The sequence below is a fragment of the Celeribacter sp. ULVN23_4 genome (assembly GCF_054788345.1).
In genome coordinates, this window is record NZ_JBTVYO010000002.1 from 108,588 (window position 1) to 129,305 (window position 20,718).

A 20,718-nucleotide genomic window follows, 5' to 3' on the forward strand; every position below is an offset into this window, starting at 1 on the left:
GCCCGAGGGCCTCAGATCATTCGCCGAACACGCGTTTGAAGATCGTGTCGACGTGTTTGGTGTGGTAATCCATGTCGAATTTCGCATTGATCCCGTCTTCACCCAGCGCGGCGACAACGTCTTTGTCGGCCAGCAGCTGTTCACGGAAATCGACGCGGTCTTCCCAGACTTTCAACGCGTTACGTTGAACCATCGAGTAAGCATCTTCGCGCGACACACCGGCTTGGGTGAGGGCGAGAAGCACACGCTGGGACATCACCAGACCCGGGAACTTGTTCATGTTAGCGAGCATGTTTTCCGGGAAGATCAGCATTTTCTCAACAACGCCCGCGAGGCGGTTCAGGGCGAAGTCGAGGGTCACGGTCGCATCCGGACCGATGCCGCGCTCAACAGAGGAGTGCGAAATGTCGCGCTCGTGCCAGAGGGCGACGTTTTCCATGGCCGGAACCACGGTCATGCGCACGAGACGGGCGAGACCGGTGAGGTTCTCGGTCAGAACGGGGTTCTTCTTGTGCGGCATCGCCGAGGAGCCTTTCTGGCCCATGGAGAAGAATTCCGCACCTTCCAACACTTCGGTGCGCTGCATGTGGCGGATCTCGATGGCGACGTTCTCGATCGAGGAGGCGATGACGCCGAGGGTGGCGAAGAACATCGCGTGACGGTCACGCGGGATCACCTGTGTGGAGATCGGCTCGGGCTTGAGGCCCATTTTCTCACAGACATGCTCTTCGACCGCCGGGTTGATGTTGGCGAAGGTGCCGACAGCGCCGGAGATCGCGCCGGTGGCGACTTCTTCCTTGGCAGCTTGCAGGCGCGCTTTGTTGCGGTCCATCTCGGCGTAGAAACGGGCGAAGGTCAGGCCCATGGTGGTGGGCTCTGCGTGAATGCCGTGGGAGCGGCCCACACGGACGGTGAATTTGTGCTCAAGCGCGCGGGTCTTGAGAGCGGCGAGCACCTTGTCGAGATCGGCGAGCAGGATGTCTGCGGCGCGCACGAGCTGGACGTTGAGGCAGGTGTCGAGCACGTCGGAGGAAGTCATGCCCTGGTGGACGAAACGGGCCTCTTCCGAGCCGACATGTTCGGCGAGGTGGGTGAGGAAGGCGATGACGTCATGTTTGGTCACGGCTTCGATTTCGTCGATGCGGTCCACGTCGAACTCGACGTCTTTCGCTTTCCAGACGGCATCCGCATTTTCTTGCGGGATCACGCCAAGCTTGGCCTGGGCGTCACAGGCATGCGCCTCGATCTCGTACCAGATTTTGAATTTCGTGGCTGGTTCCCAGATGTCGACCATCTCTTTGCGGGCGTAACGGGGGATCATCGGCAGGCCTTTCGATTACAGAACGCGTCGCGCGTCTCTTACGAGGAAGGGGGCTTGCGCGCAAGTCTGCGCCTCAAACTTGCGCGAGGAGCCTCAGAAAAACCTTGGCGGATGCGGTGGAACCTGACAGAGAAAGGAGATGAGTTGCTCTTAGTCCTTCCCCAGAGACGAAACGTGTTCGAATACGGTGACCCTGACATTGCAAAGATTGCGTCCGACCTGCATGGGCTGATCCAGCCCTCCGGGGTCGGCATCTTTCGCGCTGTCTCTGGGGACAGCGGATCAATCCTGAAGGTCTTCACGCATACAGGGAAGCTGGTCGGCGCAGAGATCGAGCAGACGATGATCTCGGGCAACACCATCGGCAATCTTGTGGTTGAAACCAATCATGAGATTATCGTCGATGACACCTTGGTACATCCCTTGTTCAAGGACAGCGCTGCCGTGTCCCAAATGGGGATCATGGCCTATATCGGCGTGCCCTGCCGGATCGATGGCGTCGCGTTTGGCGGCATCTCGGCCGTCAATCAGCACCGGCGGCAATGGACCTCTGAGGAGGTGCAGGCCGTCCGGGACAGTGCCGTTCTCGTGGAACGTCTCGCGCTCCAGCGTCTCAATGCGCTAAAGTCGGACGATGATCACGCTCACTGACTTTGCCGGGGCATGGAGCCTCTCCCGCCGGATCGAGGATGCTCTCGCCGGTGGCACGGGGCATCTAAGCGGAACCTGCCGTTTCGAGCCGGACGAAGCGGGACTCAGATGTGTCGAGACCGGACAACTGACCTTGCCCGGCGCGGCGCGGTCTTTCGAGGCGGAGCGCTGTTATCTCTGGCGCCCGACCCCTGATGGGATTGCGGTGTTCTTTGACGACGGGCGGTTCTTTCACGCGTTCAACCCGAATGATCCATCGCCGCGCGCCGATCACGACTGCGCCCCGGATGCCTATGCGGTCCGCTACGATTTCTCGACTTGGCCTGACTGGTCGGCCGAATGGCGCGTCAAAGGTCCGCGCAAAGATTACGTGAGCGTTTCGCGGTTCAGCCGTCGCAGGCACATCCCGGAGGTTGGTGACAGGACTTGTCCCGGCTGATGCAGCTGTTGCCGCAGGCGTAGCCCTTTCTACAGACCTTGCAGCAGGACGCGTTGAAGATTTGTACGCCTTGTGCGGTCTGTCCCGAATGTTCCGAGAGGAGGCTTTGCCACAAATCCACCCCTTGCAGGGTTGGGGCGGGGCGGTTGTCTGCCAGGGCGATGCTTGGCAGGAGCAGAAAAATCGCGAGAAAAATGTGTTTCATAACCAACTCAACAAATATCCGATGGTCAGATGTTAATAAAGGTTAACGAAAAGTAAACGGCTGTGATGTAGGCAACTGTGATGTAGGCAACTGTGATGTAGGCAACTGTGAGGTCGCCGACGGAGAGCGTCTCATGCCAGCCTGACACCGGGAAAGCCCGTTCCCGCGACCGCAGTGCAAAGCCCGTCCCATTCGCAGCCCTGACAGGCCTTCCGTATCTCGCCGGTGGCGAATGCGGCCCTCAAAGCGGCGCGGGTCTCCTCATCGAGGACAAGCCTGTCTCCCGCGCCGAGCGTCTGTCCCAAAAGCCGCCCCACATCGCGGGCCGCCAGAGCGTCGCGCGTGATCACGGAACTGCCGTGGCAATGCTCTTTGAGATCGCAGGCGATGGGGGCGCAGATGTCGTCCGGGCCGTCGGTCATCTCGATCTCTTCCCCGGCTTTCAGCCGTTCGACAATCCGGTCGTATCCCGCCACGAAAGCGGGCGAATAGCCTTTTCCGACATAGGTCATAAGACACAGGAGATGATGCGGGCGGAGCGAAACGGTCATGGGCGAGACCTAGCGCAATCAGGGCCACGTGGAAATATGTCGGAACAGGACAGGTGCTTTTGCGTTGTTTGAAAAGGCTGCATTGGCCTGAGCAGACATAAGGATCAAGCATGAAAAAGCCGCAACGCACAGGCTCGCCGCGCAGTAAAACTCAGAACGCGAGGGCACAAAAGGCCAAGGAAGGCGCTCAGCAGGAAGACGTGCTGGAAGACGCCTCCAGTATCGCCGCGCCGATGGTGTTCGAAGTGATCCGTCGCGAAGGTGCGGAAGAATTGCAGCGTCCGAATTCCTCGCTGGCGATGTCGGCCATGATCGCCGGGCTGGCGATTGGATTTTCGGTTCTGGGCAAGGCGCTGTTCCATGCCTATCTGCCGGACGCGAGCTGGCGGCCTTTGGTGGAAAACCTCGGCTATGCCATCGGCTTCGTGATTGTGATCATGGGCAAGATGCAGCTTTTCACCGAGAACACGATCACGGCGGTGGTGCCGGTCCTGACCCGACCGACCCCGCGCGTCTTCACCCGCCTCATGCAGCTCTGGGGTATCGTGTTGCTGTTCAACCTGGCGGGCTCCGCAGCTTTCGCCATGGCGGTCTATCATATCCGTTTTACCGAACCCGAAGTCTATGACGCCCTTATCACCATCTCTGAACACGGCGTCGAAGGCGGGTTTTGGCAAACTCTGTTCCTCGGGATCGGGGCGGGCTGGCTTGTCGCCTGTCTCGTCTGGATGATGCCCAATGCCGGGTCCGCCAAACTGTTTTTGATCGTGCTGGTGACATGGCTGATCGCGCTGGCCGGTTTCTCCCATGTGATCGCGGGGACCAGTGAGGCGGTGCTGCTGATGCTGACCGATCATATCGAGGTGGCCGAAGGCGTGTTCGGCTTCATGCTTCCGGCGCTCATTGGCAATATCATCGGCGGCACGCTGATTTTCACCGGGCTGATCTGGGCGCAAATCCGTGCGGAGCGCTGTGAGATCGATCCGGCTTTCGCCGCCCAGAAATTCCGCTTCAAGCGCGAACTGGGGGGCTGAAGCCCCGTCGGGGCAGGCGGCATTTAAAAAAACTCCATACACCAAAAGAAAAGGGCCCCCGAGAGGGAGCCCTTTCCAAATTCTGAAAACCGTTGTCGATTAGACAGAGTAGTACATCTGGTACTCGACCGGGTGCGGAGTGTGCTCGTATTCGTACACTTCTTCCCATTTGAGGTCGAGGTAGCCTTCGATCTGGCTTTTGGTGAACACGTCGCCTGCGGTGAGGAAGTCCATGTCTTTTGCCAGCTCTTCGAGAGCTTCACGCAGCGAACCGCAGACGGTCGGGATCTCGGCCAGTTCTTCCGGCGGCAGATCGTAGAGGTCTTTGTCGGAAGCAGCGCCCGGATCGATTTTGTTTTTGATGCCGTCGAGGCCAGCCATCAGCAGGGCAGCGAAGCACAGGTACGGGTTGGAGGACGGATCGGGGAAGCGGGCTTCCACACGTTTCGCCTTCGGGGATTCCGCCCAAGGAATACGCACGCAGCCAGAACGGTTACGAGCGGAGTACGCACGCAGAACCGGAGCTTCAAAGCCCGGGATCAGACGTTTGTAGGAGTTGGTGGACGGGTTGGTGAAGGCGTTCAGCGCTTTCGCGTGCTTCAGGATGCCGCCGATGAACCACAGAGCTTCGTCGGAGAGATCGGCGTATTTGTCGCCAGCGAAGAGCGGCTTGCCGTCTTTCCAGATCGACATGTTCACGTGCATACCCGAGCCGTTGTCGCCTTTGATCGGCTTCGGCATGAAGGTCGCGGAACGGCCGTAAGCCAGAGCCACGTTGTGGATCACGTATTTGTATTTCTGCAGGTTGTCAGCTTGCTCGGTGAGTTCACCGAAGATCATGCCAAGCTCGTGCTGGGAGGTCGCCACTTCGTGGTGGTGTTTGTCGACCTTCATGCCCATGTTCGCCATGGTGGTCAGCATTTCGCCGCGGATGTCCTGGCCGTCGTCGGACGGGTTCACCGGGAAGTAGCCGCCTTTGTAGCCCGGGCGGTGGCCCAGGTTGCCCATTTCGAACTCAGCGTCGGTGTTCCAAGCTGCGCCGTCTGCGTCGATCTCGTAGCCCACTTTGTTCGGGGTCACGGCGTAACGCACGTCGTCGAAGAGGAAGAATTCAGCTTCCGGGCCGCAGTAGAATGCGTCGCCGATGCCGGAGGACTTCAGGTAAGCTTCAGCGCGCTGCGCACAGCCACGCGGGTCGCGGTCGTAGGATTCGCCGGTGTCCGGCTCAACCACGGTGCAGTGCACGCAGAGGGTTTTCTCGGCGTAGAACGGGTCGATGTAAGCAGAAGCCGGATCCGGGATCAGCTTCATGTCGGATTCGTCGATCGATTTCCAGCCAGCGATGGAGGAGCCATCGAACATGAAGCCTTCTTCGAAGAAGTCTTCGTCCACCTCGGTGTGGCGCAGCGTCACGTGCTGCAGCTTACCGCGCGGGTCGGTAAAACGGACGTCGACGTACTGGACGTCTTCGTCTTTCATGGTCTTGAGAACGTCTTGGATGCTCATAATTCGACCTTATCCCTTTGGTTGAGTTATTGCGTTTGTGACGAAAGACGCGCGTACAAGTCGCCCTGCGACCCGCGCCTCGCGCCGTCCCTTACAGCGCGTCTTCGCCAGACTCGCCAGTGCGGATGCGGATCGCCTGTTCGACGGGCGATACGAAAATCTTGCCGTCGCCGATCTTGTCGGTTTTGGCCGCGCTCACGATCGCCTCGATGGCGCCGTCAACCTGATCGTCGGAAAGGACGACCTCGATTTTCACTTTCGGCAGGAAGTCCACCACATATTCCGCGCCGCGGTACAGTTCCGTGTGGCCTTTCTGGCGCCCGAACCCTTTCACCTCGACCACGGAAAGACCCTGTACGCCGATCTCTTGCAGCGCCTCTTTCACTTCGTCGAGCTTGAAAGGCTTGATCACAGCTTCGATCTTTTTCATGGATCTTCGACTCCCTTAAATTCATTCGCTGACTGTCAGACCATTTCTCTTATGCGGTCACAATCGACTAACCTGAGGGCACGTAAAACGCCCACAGGATTCGCATGTGTCTGCACAATATTTGAGCTTCGCGATCTTAAAAAGGGCATTTTGAAAACTTTTGAGGCAAAAAATGGCAGAATTGCTGACCAGTGCACAAATGCGCGCCGTTAATCCAGCGTCTTCAGACGCGGTTGTGACGATGGGACGGGGAGAGCTGCGATGACGGAGATTCTGACCTCTGCGCAAATGCGCGCCATTGAGAAGGCGGCGATCGACAGTGGCGAGGTCACTGGATTGGAGCTCATGGAACGTGCCGGGCAGGGCGTCGTCGTGGCGGTTTTCGACGAATGGCCCGAGCTGGCGCACTCTTCTTATAAGGCCGTCATCCTCTGCGGTCCCGGAAACAACGGCGGCGACGGGTTTGTCATTGCGCGCCTGCTCAAACAACGCGGCTGGGAGGTGGAGGTGTTCCTCTACGGCGACCCCGAGAAACTCCCGCCGGATGCGAAGGCGAATTATGAGCGGTGGGGGCCGTTGGGGGAGGTTGCTCCGCTGAACACGCGAGAATTTAGGCGCAGTGACTGCGATGTCGTTGTGGATGCTTTGTTCGGGACTGGGCTGTCGCGCGCTTTGAGTGGTGAAGCTCTCTCGGCAATGTTGCAATTGGCCGGGGCAAATGGGGATCGCTACGATAAAATAGTATGCGTCGACTGTCCGTCGGGGTTATGCCTCGATAGCGGCAAGGTTTTGGCGCAACCGTCAAATCCGGCGCTGGCTGACTTACCCATTCAACTCAGTCAACTGCCTCATTCGCGTTATCCGTTCGGTGGGACCGGCTTTGCTGCGCTGACCGTTACCTTTGATAGCCCGAAATGCGGTCATTTTTCAGCTGATGGCCCATCCCTTTGCGGCAAGCTGCATGTGGTTGATATTGGTGTGCAGGACTTTCGTGAAAATTCGCGCAGGGATATGCTCGATGAAAGCGGTAAGAAGACTGGCCGTGCCGCCAAGATTGTCCGTCGCCCCGAGGTCTGTCTTGTTCACATGTCGCCTATTGTGAAGGATAACAGATCCTTCGTGCAGCCGCTTTTGTTTTGGGGAAAAGATCCGAAAGACCACAAATACACCCACGGTCACGCGCTGATCCTCTCCGGTCTTTCCGGCAAAACCGGTGCCGCGCGCCTCTCTGCCCGTGCAGCCCTGCGCGTCGGCGCGGGGCTCGTCACCCTCGGCACCCCGCATGAGGCCGTCACGGAAGTCGCCGCCCAGATCACCGCCATTATGCTCGCCGAGATCGACACGCCGGAAATCCTCACCCGTGTTCTCTCGGACGAGCGCATCAATGCGCTCTGTTTTGGCCCGGGCTTTGGCATCGAGCGCGCCGGGGAATTCCTGCCTCATATCCTCGCCGCCAAACGCGCCACCGTGCTCGACGCCGACGCGCTCACCGCTTTGGCGCAAAGCGAGGCGGGGTTTGAGTTGCTCCACGACAGATGCGTCCTCACGCCCCATGCGGGCGAGTTCAAACGCCTTTTCCCCGACATCGCCGCCAAGCTCTCCGAGCCGCCCGTCAAAGGTCCGGCCTATAGTAAAGTGGACGCCACGCGCGAGGCCGCCAAATGCGCGGGCTGCACGGTGTTGTTCAAGGGCCCCGATACGGTGATCGCCAGCCCCGATGGACGCTGTTCGATCAAAGCCGCCGTCTATGAACGCACCGCGCCTTGGCTTGCGACCGCTGGCTCCGGCGATGTGCTCGCCGGTCTGATCACCGGCCTCATGGCGCGCGGCTTTGCGCCGCACCATGCTGCGGAGAGTGCCGCCTGGCTCCATGTCGAGGCTGCCCGCAGCTTCGGTCCCGGATTGATCGCAGAGGATTTGCCGGAAGAGCTGCCAAAAGTCTTCCGCGCTTTGGGGCTCTGATACGCGGCTCTGTGTTTCCTTTGTGCGATAAATACTCAAAACAAAAGCCGCCTCGGAGGGCGGCTTTTTTGTCTTAAACCTGTGGCTTACAGATCACATTGAATTCACATCGCGAAGGGGCGACCCGTCTCACTCATGACCATCACGCCGTTGGCGTAAATGACTTCTTCGCGCTCAAACGACAGTTTGAACCGTTTCGGCGAGGGCGTGTCGATGTCCAAAAGCGTGCGCATGCCCGCCCGCGTGATCACCCGGTCGCCGGGCTCAAGATACTCAACCGGCAGAGCGCCATCGGCGGTCATGACCTTGGTCCCAAGGAGCAAGCCCTTGTCGTGATTGGGTAAAATGTCTCGCACGTCGAGCCGCTTGGACGAATTGCGCCCATTGCCATGCTCTTGATCGTGCCCGCTGCCTTTATAGGTCATGTCAGGGCCTTTGGATATCACTGCCTCGATATGCTAGGGAGATTAAGTCAAGAATGTGTTAACGAACAGACTTTTCTGTGGTCGGGACGCTTTTGCGGGCTTCCGAATGCAGATTGCCTCTTTTCCCCGCGTGATCCTTTTGCTATCTGCACCGCCACGCGGGTGTGGCGAAATTGGTAGACGCACCAGATTTAGGTTCTGGCGCCGCAAGGCGTGGGGGTTCAAGTCCCTCCACCCGCACCATGCTTTCAATAAAATCAGCGCGTTGCGGGATGATTAAAGCGTTTCGACTTTATGTGATAGATCAAGTTAAAGTCGAAACGCTTTAGCATCCATGCCGCCATACTTCGAGCGCCATTTGTAAAAGCTCGCCGAACTCATCCCATGCTCGTGGCACAGATTAGCAACCGGCACGCCGCCTTCGGTTTGCTTTAGAAACCCCACTGCCATTTTTCGAGAAAATTCTACTTTGATCTCCCCCCCCATAATTTTCGGGGGATTAGCCCATGGTGTCCACGGTGGAAAGACGCCTTACGAAGCCCTCCGGGAGAAGCTATAGTCGAAACGCAGAGGTGTCCCAAGGGGAGCTGCACCTTACATGCGGCAGTACTGAAATTTATCGCCCCGGCCCTGCAAAAGAAGTTCTGACATCCGAAATGTTACGCGATATATTCGGGCTGGCCAGCCGGATCGCCACCGATCCCGTCAGCGGACAACCGATGATGATTCCGCTGGGGCGGCATAGCATCTTGACCGATGTTCAAGAGGTGGCTGCGCCTGTTTCTCCGGATCATGGTACAGATCAAAGAAACGAGGGCCTTTCATGACCACGACCACCACTTTTCTTCCGCTTGCCCCCGCCCAAGCCTTTGCCGGGTTTCGCAAAACCGCCGCTCAATTTGAATGCCCGGTTTCCGAAGACGACAAAACGCTTGAGATCACATTGGAGGTCGCCCGGATTTTCCTGAGTGCCGAAGGCGAGGGGACACAGCTTTTGCTTGAGGCGAGCAATGACGGCAATCTCCAGATGATGCGCGATGTCTTGAGCGAACAGCTCAAAGGCTATGGCGTCACCCCGGATTGGCAAGGGGTCAAACCCGCCGCGCGCCCGGCGAACCAGACCTTGGTGACGATTGAGAAGGTCGAACGCCTTTCGCCCTCCTATATGCGGGTGACCATGTCCGGCGATCAGCTTGCGCGGTTCGGCTCGGGCGGGTTTCACTTCCGGCTGTTGTTCGGTCCCGAAGGGGCGGGATGGCCCTATGTGGACGCGCAGGGCGTGACGCATTGGCCGGGCGGCACTGCGGCCTGGCACAAGCCTGTCTATACCACGCGCAACATCGAAACCGATGGCGAGGCCGCTCGGATCGCGTTCGACGTGTTCCGCCATGAGGGCGGCACGGTGACGGAGTGGTGCGAGCGAGTGCGGCCGGGCTCCGATATGGTGATCATGGGACCGGGCGGCAGCGGCAAGGTGAACCTCGCCGGATGGCAGGGCTTTATCGGCGATGAAACCGCCGTGCCTGTGATCAAACGCTTTCTCGAACTTTTGCCAGAGGAGACACGCGGCGAGGCGGTGCTGTTCGTGCCGGAGCGCGGGGATATTCAGGATCTGGCGCATCCGCCGGGCGTCTCTGTGCGCTGGGTGATGCGCTCTGACGGCGAAACCCCGCTTGAGGCGCTGGACAAATTGCCGATCCCGGAAACGGATCGCTATGTGTTCTTTGCGGCCGAAAAGACAGAGGCCATCGCGGCCCGCACGGCCCTTGTCGAACGTGGCCTGGACAAGTCCGAGAGCATTGCCGCGACCTATTGGACAGCGATGAAAGAACTGGCTGAGGCTTAAGGGGTCTCGAAATGGCTGGCGAATGTTGTGCCGTGATAGTCACGGCGCAGCAGGCCCGCCTCGCTGAGTGCGGGGCAGAGAGCGTCAAGGCAGAGATGCATGCAATCGACCGAACCGCCGGGGAACAGGATGAACCCGTCGAGCGCGCCCGCGTCCCGCCATCTGCGCACCTCATCCACCGCCTGCCCGACGGTGCCGATCACCTGCCAATGCGCCGACCCCATGACTTCGGGCATCCGCAAAAGATCGCCCACCGTCGGCTCATGGCGCTCAATGGCGCGCCGCAAGAGACCCGCATGGGTGCGCGAGCGGACCTTGGCGGGCGGGGGCGGCAGATTATTGGTCCGAATGCGCCGGTCTTTTGGCCAATCGCGTAGGTCGAGCCCGGTCATCTCCAGAATATTGGCAAATTTGCGCGCCTCATCCGCCCGCGCATGGGTGGCGCGGTAGAGATCGCGGGCCTCGGCTTCGGTGTCGGCCAGATACAGGCTCAGCCCCGGCATGAGTCGTACGGCCCCTTCGCTTCGGCCATGCGCCTTGGCCCGGCGGCGCAGGTCTTGGCGCAACTCAACGGCCGCCTCCATATCGGGGGTCGAGGCAAAGGTGGCATCGGCCACGCGCGCCGCGAAATCACGCCCCGTCTCCGAGGCCCCCGCCTGAATCAGCGGAATGCGATAGTCGCCTCCCCCCATGTTCGGGGTCCCCAAGGGGCCTTCGACCCGGTGAAAGACCCCCTCATGATGGATCGGCTGTACCAACTCAGGATCCACCATCATCCCGCTGTCGCGATCCTGAAGAATGGCGTCACGCGGGTAGCTCGCCCAGAGCTTGAGCACGATCTCGGTCACCTCGGCGGCACGGGCATAACGATCCTCGGGCGTGGGCATATCGTCGAGGGAAAAGTTCCTCTGCCCATCGAGCGCCGTGACAATGTTCCAGCCCGCACGGCCCTTGGAGAGCCAATGCAGCGACATGATCATCCGGGCAAGGATATAAGGCGGATAGAAGGTGGTGGAAACGGTGGTCAAAAGCCCGATCCTGTCGGTCGCATGCGCAATGGCTGCCAACAAAAGCGTCGGATCGAGGCCGCCCATACCGCCACCCTGGCCCATCAGGGCTTTGTTGACGGCCAAAACGTCGGGACGAAAGACGAAATCGAGCTTGGCGGCCTCGGCGCGCCGGGCGATGTCGATGTAATAGTCATAGCTCAACAGGCCCTCGATACCGCTGTCGGGCCGTCGCCAGCCTTCACCGGACAGCCATGTCGGGGCAAGCGTCATGCCGATATGCAGAGGTTTCTGTGTCATCCGATTGTCTCCTCACCGTGAACGCCGCGTCAGCACCCACAAAAGATAGCCACCGCCCAAAAGCCCGGTCATCTGCCCGACGGGGAGGTTCAATCCGGTTGGCATACGCTGGCTCATCAGGTCAGCGGCCAGCAACAGGCCGGCCCCCATGAGGCCCGCGGCGAAAAAGGGAATATGCGCCATGCCGCTCACACGACGCGCCAGTTGCGGCGCGGCCAGTGCGATAAAGCTGATCGGACCTGCGGCGGCGGTCGCAATCGCGGTCATGCCGACGGCGGCAAGGATGGCGGTGATGCGGGTGCGCTCGACCGGAACGCCGAGGGCGGCGGCCGCATCATCGCCCATTTCGAAGAGGGCGAGTCTGCGTGAGAGGGCCAGCACAACAGGGGCCAACACGAAGAGACCCAGTGCTGCGGGCCAGACATGCGCCCAGGTGCGGGTGTTGAGAGAACCAGCGAGCCAAAGCTGTGCGGCGATGGATTGATCGAGATCGCCCATCACCAGAAACACCGTATTGACGCCCGATAGCGTCGCCCCGACACCGATGCCGACGAGCACCAGCCGATAGCCCTCGGAACGCCCGGATTTGCGCGCCAGCATGAGGACGACAAAGGCCGTCACGAGGCCTGACAGCATCGACATGGCGGCGATGCGAAGCGGGTCAGAGTTGATCATCACAATTTGTACGATGGCGCCCGTCGCGGCCCCGGTGGTGAAACCGATCACATCGGGGGAGCCAAGCGGATTGCGCGAAACGGTCTGAAACGCAGCGCCCGCAAGCCCGAGGCCAAAGCCCACGAGGCAAGCGGTGAGCACACGCGGGATGCGGATACGCCAGAGTACCTTGGCGGCTGCGCTGTCATTGCTTTGGCCCCGAAGCACGGCCAGAAAGTCATCGAGACCAATGGGCATCTTGCCCGTGGTGAGCAGGAGAACGCCCAGACCAAGGATGGCGGCGAGCAACATCCCTGTCACGATCACGGCGCGCGGATGCAGCGCAAGGGTGACGGGACCCAAGGAGAGGACAGGGGGCCGCATCAGATCCGCACCATTTTGAAACGGCGGACGCTCAGGACGAAGAACGGCCCGCCGAGGATGGTCGCCACGATGCCCGCCGCGACTTCGGAGGGGCTGACAAGGACGCGTCCGAGAATATCCGCAAGAAGCAGCAAAAGCGCGGCGGTCAGGGCGGAATAGGGGAGAATCCAGCGATAATCCGGCCCGGAGAACAACCGGGCGATATGGGGCGCGACCAGCCCGACAAAGCCGATGGGCCCCACGGCGGCGGTGGCGCCCCCCGCAAGCATCATGATGGCAAGACAGGCAAGGCTCCAGATCAGCACCGGGCGCGCGCCCAAAGCCCGTCCGACATCGCGGCCCAGAGCCAGCGCATTCAGGCCGGGAGCGATCCCGATGGCAAGTGCGCCTCCGAGGACGAGCGACAGGGTGAGGGCGATCAGAACCGGCCCGCCGCGCCCTTCGACCGATCCCGCGCCCCATTGGCGGAAGTCTTCATAGACGTTCGAGGGCGCATTGATGACGATGATGCCGCTCAATGCGCCGAGCATGACCGATAGCCCGGCCCCGGCCAGCACAAGCCGCACCGGGTCCACGCCCGCGTCATGGCCACGGCCCAAAAGAAAGACGGCAACCCCGGCAAGCCCCGCGCCGCCAATGCCGAACCAGAGATACTGGTCGATGCGGGTCAGACCAAAGAGGCTCACGCCCAAAAGCACCGCGACGGCGGCGCCTGCGTTGATCCCCAAAAGCCCCGGCTCGGCCAGAGGATTGCGTGTCACGGCCTGCATCAAGGCGCCTGCAATCCCCAGAGCGGCCCCGGCCAGAAGCGCCAGAGCGGTGCGCGGCAGACGCAGAGCGTGGATGATCACATGCAGATCGTTCGTCGGATCATAGGCGATGAGCGATTGCAGGATATCGCTCAGGGGAATGGCCCGCGCGCCGGTCATCAGGCTGAGCACGCCTGCCGCACATAGCATGGCTGCCGTGAGCGCCAGAGGCGTTATCCGATGACGGAGAGGGGCGGAAGGGTGCATCATTCGGGCGAGAGGGCGGTTTCCAGCGTCGCGATCATTTCGAGCGCGGAATAGTAATCGACACGGAAGGACGATGGGCCCATCGGATAGACCTGACGCTTTTGCACGGCGGGCAGATTGGCCAGCAGCGGATCGTTCAGGAAGGCCGCGACATCGCTGTCATCGCCGCTGAGCAAGATGACGGTGTCTTCGGTGATGGCTGCGCTCAGGGTCTCGCGCGAGATGAAATCCATATTGGTCACACGGGTGACGGCGCTTTGGAACCTCTCGGCCAAGGGGACAATGGTGAAACCAAGCGCTTCGAGCACTTCGGCCTGAGAGCTTTTTCTGCGCCCGATGGAATAGGTGCCCGCGATGTCATAGCCGACGATGGTGACGGGACGTCCGTTGAGCTTTAGCTGATCCGCAGCCTCTCTCGCGCGGGTTTCAAAATCCGCGATAGCGGTTTCGGCATTCGCCTCATGTCCCGTGGCACGCCCAAGGCTGCGCGCCATGTCCTGCCAACTCATGACGGCATAATCGAGGATCAGCGTCGGCAACCCCTGTGCCTCGACCTCTGCGAGATAAGGCAGGAGGCTGTCGGCGCCGGTCGAAGAACCGATCACAAGATCGGGGTCGGTCATGATCAGCGCCTCAATGTCGAAGTCGCGGTTGGGATAGAGGCTCTCAACGCCGCGTGTATGCGCGATTTCGGCCCATTGAGTGAAATAGCCAGCTTCGTCCGTCAAAGGCCCCGGCGTGGTGGCCGCCGTGGCGATCAGCGGTGCATCAATGGCCAGCAAAAGCCCGGTGAGGCTGGGCGAGGTGGAGACCACGCGCTTTGGGGCTTCATCGAGCGTCAAAGTGCCGGTGTCATGGACGATGTCGCGCGGCCAGTCGGCGTCCTCAGCCGAGAGGGGTGCGCTGAGCGTCAAAAGCGGAAGGGTGGCAAGCGTGCAAAGGAAATTGCGGCGTTTCATGCGGAAAACTGTCATTGGAGAAGGCTCTTTTGGGCTTGAGACGATCGCAGGTAAGTGCTGACTCACTGGAAAGGGTCGGGTTGATATTGCAGAATGCGTTCCGCAATGCAATACCGACAGAAAGACTCGGACTAAAGAGACATGCCATGAGAAAGTCGCACGCTTTGCAGGCTGAAAATATCACGCTGGCCTATGACGGGCGGGAGATTTCCCGCAACCTGTCTCTGGCGATCCCGGATGGGTCCTTCACCGTGATTGTCGGGCCGAATGCTTGCGGGAAATCGACGCTTTTGCGGGCCTTGTCACGGCTTTTGTCGCCGGTTTCGGGGCAGGTGACGCTCGACGGGCGAGACATTCACCGCTATGCGCCGCGCGAATTTGCCCGCAAGCTTGGGCTTTTGCCGCAAAGCCTCACCGCGCCGGACGGAATTACGGTCGCCGATCTGGTGGCGCGGGGGCGGTTTCCGCATCAGAGTTTCCTGCGGCAATGGTCGAAAGAGGACGCAGAAGCCATCACGCGCGCGCTGGAAGCGACGGCGATGGCACCACATGCGGAGCGCATGGTCTCGGAGCTATCAGGTGGGCAGCGCCAGAGGGTCTGGATCGCCATGGCGCTGGCGCAGGAAACGCCGATATTGCTTTTGGACGAGCCGACGACCTATCTCGACATTGCCCATCAAATGGAGCTTTTGGAGCTTTTGGAAGAGCTGCGCGGGGCAGGGCGGACCATTGTGGCGGTGCTGCATGATCTCAATCAGGCCTGCCGCTTTGCCACCCATATGGTTGCGCTCAAAGACGGGCTGGTGATGGCCGCGGGCGCGCCCTCAGACATCGTGACCGAGGAGATGGTGGCGCAGGTCTTCGGCCTGTCGGCGCGCATTATTGAAGACCCGGAGACCGGCCTGCCGATGGTGGTGCCGCGCCCCTCTTTGGGCCGGGCCTCAGGAGCTTAACCCCCCGGTTTCACGGTTGATCGCCTCTGCGGCGGCTTTCAGGGCGGAAAGCTGTTCGGGGCTTTGCATCCGGCCCAAATCGGCCACGGAGGTGACGATACAGGCCAGATCGCCTTGGGCATCAAAGATCGGCGCAGCCTGACCTGTGACATTGGGCAAGAGATGGCTGGTCAATTCGCACCATTTGTCTTCATACACCTGTTTCAACAGCGCGGCGGTGGGCGGTGTGCCACGGAAATCTTCCGGCTGATGTTCGCGGGCTTCCATGATGGACCGCGCCGGCAGATGGGCCTGACACACCAAGCCGCAAGCGGTGTTGTCGATCGGAAGGATGGTGCCAAGCCCGATGGCGGAGATTGCGAAATAGGCGCTGTTGTGCCAGCGGATCACAGTCGGCCCGCGTTCAGTCCAGATGGCAATTCCGGCGCTGATCGCATGGGTCTGCGACAATTCCTTGATATGGCGGCCAGCGATTTCGACCGGATCGACCCGGCGCAAAGCGGCCACACCAATCGACAGAGACAGGGGGCCGAGGTCGTAATGACCGCTGACGGGATCCTGTTGCGCGAGGCCTTCTTTGACCAGCGATTGCATATAGCGATGCGCGGTGGACCGTCCGGTGCCGACCCGTTTGGCGATCTCGCCCAGAGGCAGGGCCTGTGCGGCAGAGGCAAGAACGCGCAGGAAACCCGAAGCGATGGATACGGATTGGACTGTGCCATCGCGTGGCTTTGCCACCTCCGTCTGGCTGCTGCGCGAGGTCTCGGACGTCTCTCTTGTCGGTGAAGGCTGGCTCAAGGTCTGCGCGCTCCCGGGTTTTCGGTGTCGTCGTCATTTTTCATGCATCTGTGCAACTGGGGTACAAATTTGCGCGCCTTTGCGCAATAGACGAGTTGACATGCGGAACGCGTAATGCAATGCGGAACGAAACGCTGCAAGCCATTCCCCTAGCCAGCATGGACGTAAAAACGAACGCCCGAGGGAAACATGGCAACACTTCAATCAAGATTCATTCGCACAACGAGCCTCATGGCTTTGGCCGCGTCTATGTCGGCACATGGCGCATTGGCACAGGACAGCAGCAATGTCATCCTGCTCGATCCGATCATCGTGACAGGCGAGAAGGTCGAGCGTGATCTGAAAGACACGGCAAGCTCCGTGGTCGTCGTCAGCGGCGACAGCCTTCAGGAAAAGGCCAGCAACGATGTCACGGAAACCGTGTCAGACATTCCGAACGTCCTGAACACCGGGAGCGGTCAGTCCCCGACGATCCGTGGCCAGGACACGCAGGGGCCGAACACCTCGGCCTATGCGTTTTTCGGCGGCACTGTGCCGCGCACGACGATCAACACCGATGGGGCCACGCAGGATTACTTTAGCCTGAACTATGGCAGTGCCTCGACATGGGATGTGGCGAGCATCGAAGTGTTCCGGGGGCCGCAAACCACAGCGCAGGGTGCGAACTCGATTGCTGGTGCGATCATCGTCAACACCAATGAGCCGACCTTTTACGAGGAAGGCCGCGCGCAGCTGCAATTCGGCTCGAACAATATGAAACGCGCCTCTCTGGCCTATTCCGCGCCGATCTCTGACGATCTGGCGGCACGGATCGCCATCGATTATTCGTCGCGCGACACCTATGTGAAGTACACCGGGTCCAATTTTACAGAATCCGTGACAGATTTGGACTACGAAAGCAAAACGGTGCGCGCAAAGCTGCTTTGGCAGCCCGCTGAAATTGCCGGTTTCGAGGCCAAGCTGACCTATTCACACAGCAGTTCCAACCGGCCGCAGATCGAAGAGGTCTTTGAGCCTTATTTCGATCTGGAAAACCCGGCGGACAACTATCCGAGCTGGGAGATCGAAAGCGACAGTTTGGTCGCGGATCTCAGCTATGAGTTCGCCAATGGCATGGTTCTGACCAATGAGCTGGCCTATACCAGCACAAGCAGTGACCGGTTGTTGGAGACTTTTAACAGCGGCACCGCTTATATCGACCGCGACACGATCAGCAATGAAACCCGCCTCACGTTTGGGGATGACTCGTCGGTCTGGAGCGGTTTCGTCGGATTTTATGCTGCGAAGACCGACTCTGATGAGGAGCTCTATATCTCGGGAGCAAACGCCTATACGGACACGAAGACAAGCTATGGCCTGTTTGCTGAAACAACCTACCGCGTCAACGACCAGTTTTCTGTGACGGGTGGGCTTCGGTTCCAACAGGATCACACGGAGCGTGACGGGTATTACCTGGCCTATGCGGTGGATTACGACGAGACGTTCGAGGCGGTCCTGCCGCGGCTTGTTCTGAGCTACGAGGTCAGCCCGGAGATGACCGTCGGGGCGCTTGTGTCGAAAGGCTACAATCCGGGCGGTGTCGGGCTCGGGTTCCAGACCGGACAATATTTCGAATATGACGAAGAAACCGTCTGGAATTATGAGCTTTTCGCCCGCGCCAATCTGCTGGACAATCGGCTCGCTCTGACGGCGAACCTGTTCTATGCCGATTACAAAGACGCGCAACGCTCCATCTCCTTCACCAAGGATGGCGAAACCGATTACACCACCACCAATGCGGACAGTGCCGAGGCCTATGGTCTTGAACTTGGTGCTGACTTCCGCGCGAGTGATGCGCTGCGTCTCAAGGCTGGGCTTGGTCTGTTGCACACCGAAATCACGTCTTTCGACGCTGCAACCGCCGATCTTGACGGCAGCGAATTTGCCCGCGCTCCGAATTACACCTTGAACCTTGGAGCGGAATGGGATGTCACCGACAAGCTGACGCTCTCGGGAGATGTGCGCTATGTCGACGGGTATTATTCTGACGACGAAAACACCGAAGCCTATAAGGTTGATGGCTATGCTGTCGCCAATATCGGAGCGAGCTATCTGCTTTCGGACAATGTGCGTCTCTTTGGGTCGGTCACAAACCTGTTCGACGAAGAAGCGGCCACTTGGCTTCACTCCTATCGCGGCTATGTCAACGGGGCGATATCCTCTGCGACGGTGGCGACGGTCGTGGAAGAGCGTGGGTTCAACGTCGGTCTGACTGTCGATTTTTGAGAGAACTGTCTCAAGGACATCTCATCGCAAAAGTTACTCAACCTGTCCTCTTGAGAGGGCAGGTTATGTCATTTGGAAATAAGGCCTTAAGCGTTTCTCGTTGAACGTCACGCCTTTAATCTCAACCCACAGATTGGGCGAAAACCGTTGTCACACTGTATTGAGAGTGCTGCGTTTCTCAATCATTGAGTACCTCAAGTTTTTTGAGAAAAGCGTTCGTCGGATCCCGGCTCTGGATTGGCTTCGAACCGGCACAGACCCAAGACCAAAGGCAGATTCGCCTCATTTCAAACGTGCATAAAGCCCATTTTGAACCGAAAGATCGTCATGTTTGCCGGCTTCGACGATGCGCCCAGCTTGCATCACGATGATCTGATCCGCGTTGCGCACGGTCTCTAACCGATGAGCGATGACCAGCGTCGTTCGGCCTTGGGAGAGGTGCTCAAGCGCGCGTTGAATCTCGCGTTCGGTTTCCCGGTCGAGTGCCGATGTGGCCTCGTCGAGCACAAGGATCGGCGGGTTTTTCAGGAACGCCCGCGCGATGGCAACGCGTTGTTTCTGGCCACCGGACAACATCACTCCGCGCTCGCCCACGATGGTCTCCAGCCCCTCGGGCAGGCGCGCGACAAGATCGCTGAGCTGGGCTTTTTCGACGGCGGCGCGTATCTCGTCTTCTGTGGCCCCGAGTTTGCCATAGGCGATGTTTTCGCGGAGCGTCGAGCCGAAGAGAAACACATCCTGGCTGACCGTCCCGATCTGGGCGCGCAGGCTCTCAAGCGTCATGTCGCGAATGTCGATCCCGTCGATCAGGATACGCCCGCCGGTCACGTCGTAGAACCGGGGCAGCAGGGCCAGAAGCGTGGTCTTTCCGGCCCCCGAAGGGCCGACAAAAGCGATTGTCTGACCAGCTTTGGCCTCAAAGGTCACCTCATGGAGCACCGGTAGCGGGCTGTCATAGGCGAAGGACACGGTTTCAAATTGCACCGCGCCTTTGAATGCGGGCGCGGGACGGGCGCCTTCGCGATCCGCCACATCGCATTCGGTGCCCAAAAGGTCGAGATAGTTCCGAAACCCGGCAATTCCGCGCGGATAGGTTTCGATCACCGAGGCGATCTTTTCGAGCGGACGGAAAAACACGTTAACCAGCAGGAGAAAGCCGACAAAGCCGCCGGTTGTCAGCGACCCGTTCAACACAAACCCCGCACCCGCCACCATGACGATGACCTGCACGAAGCGCAGGCCCATGTAATGGATCGCCGTGGCCTTGGCCATAATCCCATAGGCTTCGAGTTTGGTCTCGCGATAGGCGGCGTTGTCTTTGGCAAACAGCGTCTCTTCATGGCGCTCATTGGCAAAGGCCTGCACCACGCGAATGCCCCCGATCGCCTCTTCAAGACGCACGTTAAAGGCCCCGACACGCGCATAAATCTCGCGCCAGGACCGCGTCATGCGCGCGCCGTACACGGAGATGACCCAGACCATCACTGGCACGATCACGGCGGTGATCAGCGCAAGCTGCGGGTGCAGGTTCAGCATCAACAGGAACGCGCCGACAAACGTCATGATCGCGATGAACAGGTCTTCGGGACCGTGATGCGCCACCTCGCCGATCTCTTCGAGATCGCGGGTCACACGGGCCACGAGTTTGCCGGTGCGCGCCCGGTCATACCAACGCCACGAGAGGCGGGTCAGATGGGCAAAGGCCCGACGACGCATCTCGGTTTCGATCTCGATCCCGAGCCGGTGCCCCCAATAGATCACGATGCCCATGAGACCGGTGTTGATCGCATAGACCGCCAAAAGCGCGATTGCGGCGGCAAGGGTCAGCGACCAGTCGCCCATGGGCAAAAGCCGGTCGATAAAGCCGGTGATCGCCAGAGGGAAAGCCAGTTCGAGAAGGCCGGAGAGAATGGCAGAGCCGAAATCCACCCAGAACAGTTTTTTATGCGGTTTGTAATAGGCGAAGAATTGGCGAAGCATGGGGATCTCTTGCGATATAAGTCTGGAGCAGA

At 59.8% G+C, this 20,718-nt stretch carries 18 protein-coding genes, 1 tRNA gene and 1 pseudogene; 8 read left to right on the forward strand and 12 right to left on the reverse strand.

What is annotated here, in order from left to right:
- Positions 1–16 precede the first annotated feature (16 nt).
- Positions 17–1,321 carry an adenylosuccinate lyase gene (gene purB / locus ACYBHZ_RS05865; RefSeq protein ID WP_460273310.1) on the reverse strand — a complete coding sequence of 435 codons (1,305 nt, stop codon included), beginning with the start codon at positions 1,319–1,321 and terminating at the stop codon, positions 17–19.
- A gap of 174 nt (positions 1,322–1,495) precedes the next feature.
- Here purB and ACYBHZ_RS05870 point away from each other — a divergent pair, with 174 nt between their 5' ends.
- Together ACYBHZ_RS05870 and ACYBHZ_RS05875 are read left to right on the forward strand one after the other, a co-directional pair.
- Positions 1,496–1,972 (forward strand): GAF domain-containing protein, encoded by a 477-nt coding sequence (locus ACYBHZ_RS05870; RefSeq protein WP_460273312.1) that lies wholly within the window; start codon positions 1,496–1,498, stop codon positions 1,970–1,972.
- A complete protein-coding gene (locus ACYBHZ_RS05875) occupies positions 1,956–2,411 on the forward strand; it encodes a DUF6314 family protein (RefSeq protein ID WP_460273313.1) in 456 nt (151 codons plus the stop codon). Before ACYBHZ_RS05870 ends, ACYBHZ_RS05875 begins: the two co-directional genes overlap by 17 nt.
- 336 nt (positions 2,412–2,747) lie before the next feature.
- Here the strand turns inward: ACYBHZ_RS05875 and ACYBHZ_RS05880 are convergent, their stop codons facing one another.
- The gene (locus ACYBHZ_RS05880; protein WP_460273314.1) at positions 2,748–3,167 is read right to left on the reverse strand and encodes a DUF1284 domain-containing protein; all 420 of its coding nucleotides are present in this window, start codon (positions 3,165–3,167) and stop codon (positions 2,748–2,750) included.
- Between the two features lie 110 nt (positions 3,168–3,277).
- Between ACYBHZ_RS05880 and ACYBHZ_RS05885 the strand changes: the two genes are divergently transcribed.
- Positions 3,278–4,201, forward strand: coding sequence for a formate/nitrite transporter family protein (locus ACYBHZ_RS05885; RefSeq protein WP_460273315.1), 924 nt, complete (start codon positions 3,278–3,280; stop codon positions 4,199–4,201).
- 99 nt (positions 4,202–4,300) lie between these two features.
- Here the strand turns inward: ACYBHZ_RS05885 and glnA are convergent, their stop codons facing one another.
- Together glnA and ACYBHZ_RS05895 are read right to left on the reverse strand one after the other, a co-directional pair.
- The gene (glnA, locus tag ACYBHZ_RS05890; RefSeq protein ID WP_460273316.1) at positions 4,301–5,707 is read right to left on the reverse strand and encodes a type I glutamate--ammonia ligase; all 1,407 of its coding nucleotides are present in this window, start codon (positions 5,705–5,707) and stop codon (positions 4,301–4,303) included.
- Between the two features lie 91 nt (positions 5,708–5,798).
- A complete protein-coding gene (locus ACYBHZ_RS05895; protein ID WP_460273317.1) occupies positions 5,799–6,137 on the reverse strand; it encodes a P-II family nitrogen regulator in 339 nt (112 codons plus the stop codon).
- A gap of 261 nt (positions 6,138–6,398) precedes the next feature.
- Between ACYBHZ_RS05895 and ACYBHZ_RS05900 the strand changes: the two genes are divergently transcribed.
- Positions 6,399–8,099, forward strand: coding sequence for an NAD(P)H-hydrate dehydratase (locus ACYBHZ_RS05900; protein WP_460273318.1), 1,701 nt, complete (start codon positions 6,399–6,401; stop codon positions 8,097–8,099).
- Positions 8,100–8,203: 104 nt separating this feature from the next.
- Here ACYBHZ_RS05900 and ACYBHZ_RS05905 read toward each other — a convergent pair whose 3' ends face one another.
- Positions 8,204–8,524 (reverse strand): hypothetical protein, encoded by a 321-nt coding sequence (locus tag ACYBHZ_RS05905; protein WP_460273319.1) that lies wholly within the window; start codon positions 8,522–8,524, stop codon positions 8,204–8,206.
- A 158-nt stretch (positions 8,525–8,682) separates the two neighbouring features.
- On the opposite strand from ACYBHZ_RS05905, the gene ACYBHZ_RS05910 reads away from it, so the two are divergent.
- Positions 8,683–8,767 (forward strand) — tRNA-Leu (locus tag ACYBHZ_RS05910).
- An 84-nt stretch (positions 8,768–8,851) separates the two neighbouring features.
- Here ACYBHZ_RS05910 and ACYBHZ_RS05915 read toward each other — a convergent pair.
- Positions 8,852–8,974: pseudogene (locus ACYBHZ_RS05915) on the reverse strand (transposase); the annotation flags it as partial.
- A 373-nt stretch (positions 8,975–9,347) separates the two neighbouring features.
- On the opposite strand from ACYBHZ_RS05915, the gene ACYBHZ_RS05920 reads away from it, so the two are divergent.
- Positions 9,348–10,370 (forward strand): siderophore-interacting protein, encoded by a 1,023-nt coding sequence (locus ACYBHZ_RS05920; protein ID WP_460273320.1) that lies wholly within the window; start codon positions 9,348–9,350, stop codon positions 10,368–10,370.
- On the opposite strand, the gene ACYBHZ_RS05925 is transcribed toward ACYBHZ_RS05920, so the two are convergent.
- The 4 genes from ACYBHZ_RS05925 to fepB are packed head-to-tail and all read right to left on the reverse strand — an operon-like array spanning position 10,367 to position 14,705.
- Complete coding sequence (locus tag ACYBHZ_RS05925) at positions 10,367–11,677, reverse strand: NtaA/DmoA family FMN-dependent monooxygenase (protein ID WP_460273321.1); 1,311 nt, start codon at positions 11,675–11,677, stop codon at positions 10,367–10,369. The genes ACYBHZ_RS05920 and ACYBHZ_RS05925 overlap by 4 nt on opposite strands.
- A 12-nt stretch (positions 11,678–11,689) precedes the next feature.
- Positions 11,690–12,715, reverse strand: a complete 1,026-nt coding sequence (locus tag ACYBHZ_RS05930; protein ID WP_460273322.1) for a FecCD family ABC transporter permease — start codon at positions 12,713–12,715, stop codon at positions 11,690–11,692.
- On the reverse strand, positions 12,715–13,674 hold the full coding sequence (locus ACYBHZ_RS05935) for a FecCD family ABC transporter permease (protein ID WP_460273323.1): 960 nt from the start codon (positions 13,672–13,674) through the stop codon (positions 12,715–12,717). Before ACYBHZ_RS05935 ends, ACYBHZ_RS05930 begins: the two co-directional genes overlap by 1 nt.
- Before the next feature lie 56 nt (positions 13,675–13,730).
- Positions 13,731–14,705, reverse strand: coding sequence for a Fe2+-enterobactin ABC transporter substrate-binding protein (gene fepB / locus ACYBHZ_RS05940; RefSeq protein WP_460273324.1), 975 nt, complete (start codon positions 14,703–14,705; stop codon positions 13,731–13,733).
- 131 nt (positions 14,706–14,836) lie between these two features.
- Here fepB and ACYBHZ_RS05945 point away from each other — a divergent pair, with 131 nt between their 5' ends.
- Entirely contained in the window at positions 14,837–15,643 is an 807-nt protein-coding gene (locus ACYBHZ_RS05945; protein WP_460273325.1) for an ABC transporter ATP-binding protein, read from the forward strand.
- Here the strand turns inward: ACYBHZ_RS05945 and ACYBHZ_RS05950 are convergent.
- Complete coding sequence (locus ACYBHZ_RS05950) at positions 15,632–16,441, reverse strand: IclR family transcriptional regulator (RefSeq protein ID WP_460273326.1); 810 nt, start codon at positions 16,439–16,441, stop codon at positions 15,632–15,634. The two genes, ACYBHZ_RS05945 and ACYBHZ_RS05950, sit on opposite strands and share 12 nt — an antisense overlap.
- A 231-nt stretch (positions 16,442–16,672) precedes the next feature.
- Here ACYBHZ_RS05950 and ACYBHZ_RS05955 point away from each other — a divergent pair, with 231 nt between their 5' ends.
- Positions 16,673–18,706, forward strand: coding sequence for a TonB-dependent receptor (locus tag ACYBHZ_RS05955; RefSeq protein ID WP_460273327.1), 2,034 nt, complete (start codon positions 16,673–16,675; stop codon positions 18,704–18,706).
- Positions 18,707–18,988: 282 nt separating this feature from the next.
- On the opposite strand, the gene ACYBHZ_RS05960 is transcribed toward ACYBHZ_RS05955, so the two are convergent.
- Positions 18,989–20,686: an ABC transporter ATP-binding protein gene (locus tag ACYBHZ_RS05960; protein ID WP_460273328.1), complete on the reverse strand. Its 1,698-nt coding sequence runs from the start codon at positions 20,684–20,686 to the stop codon at positions 18,989–18,991.
- Positions 20,687–20,718 lie beyond the last annotated feature (32 nt).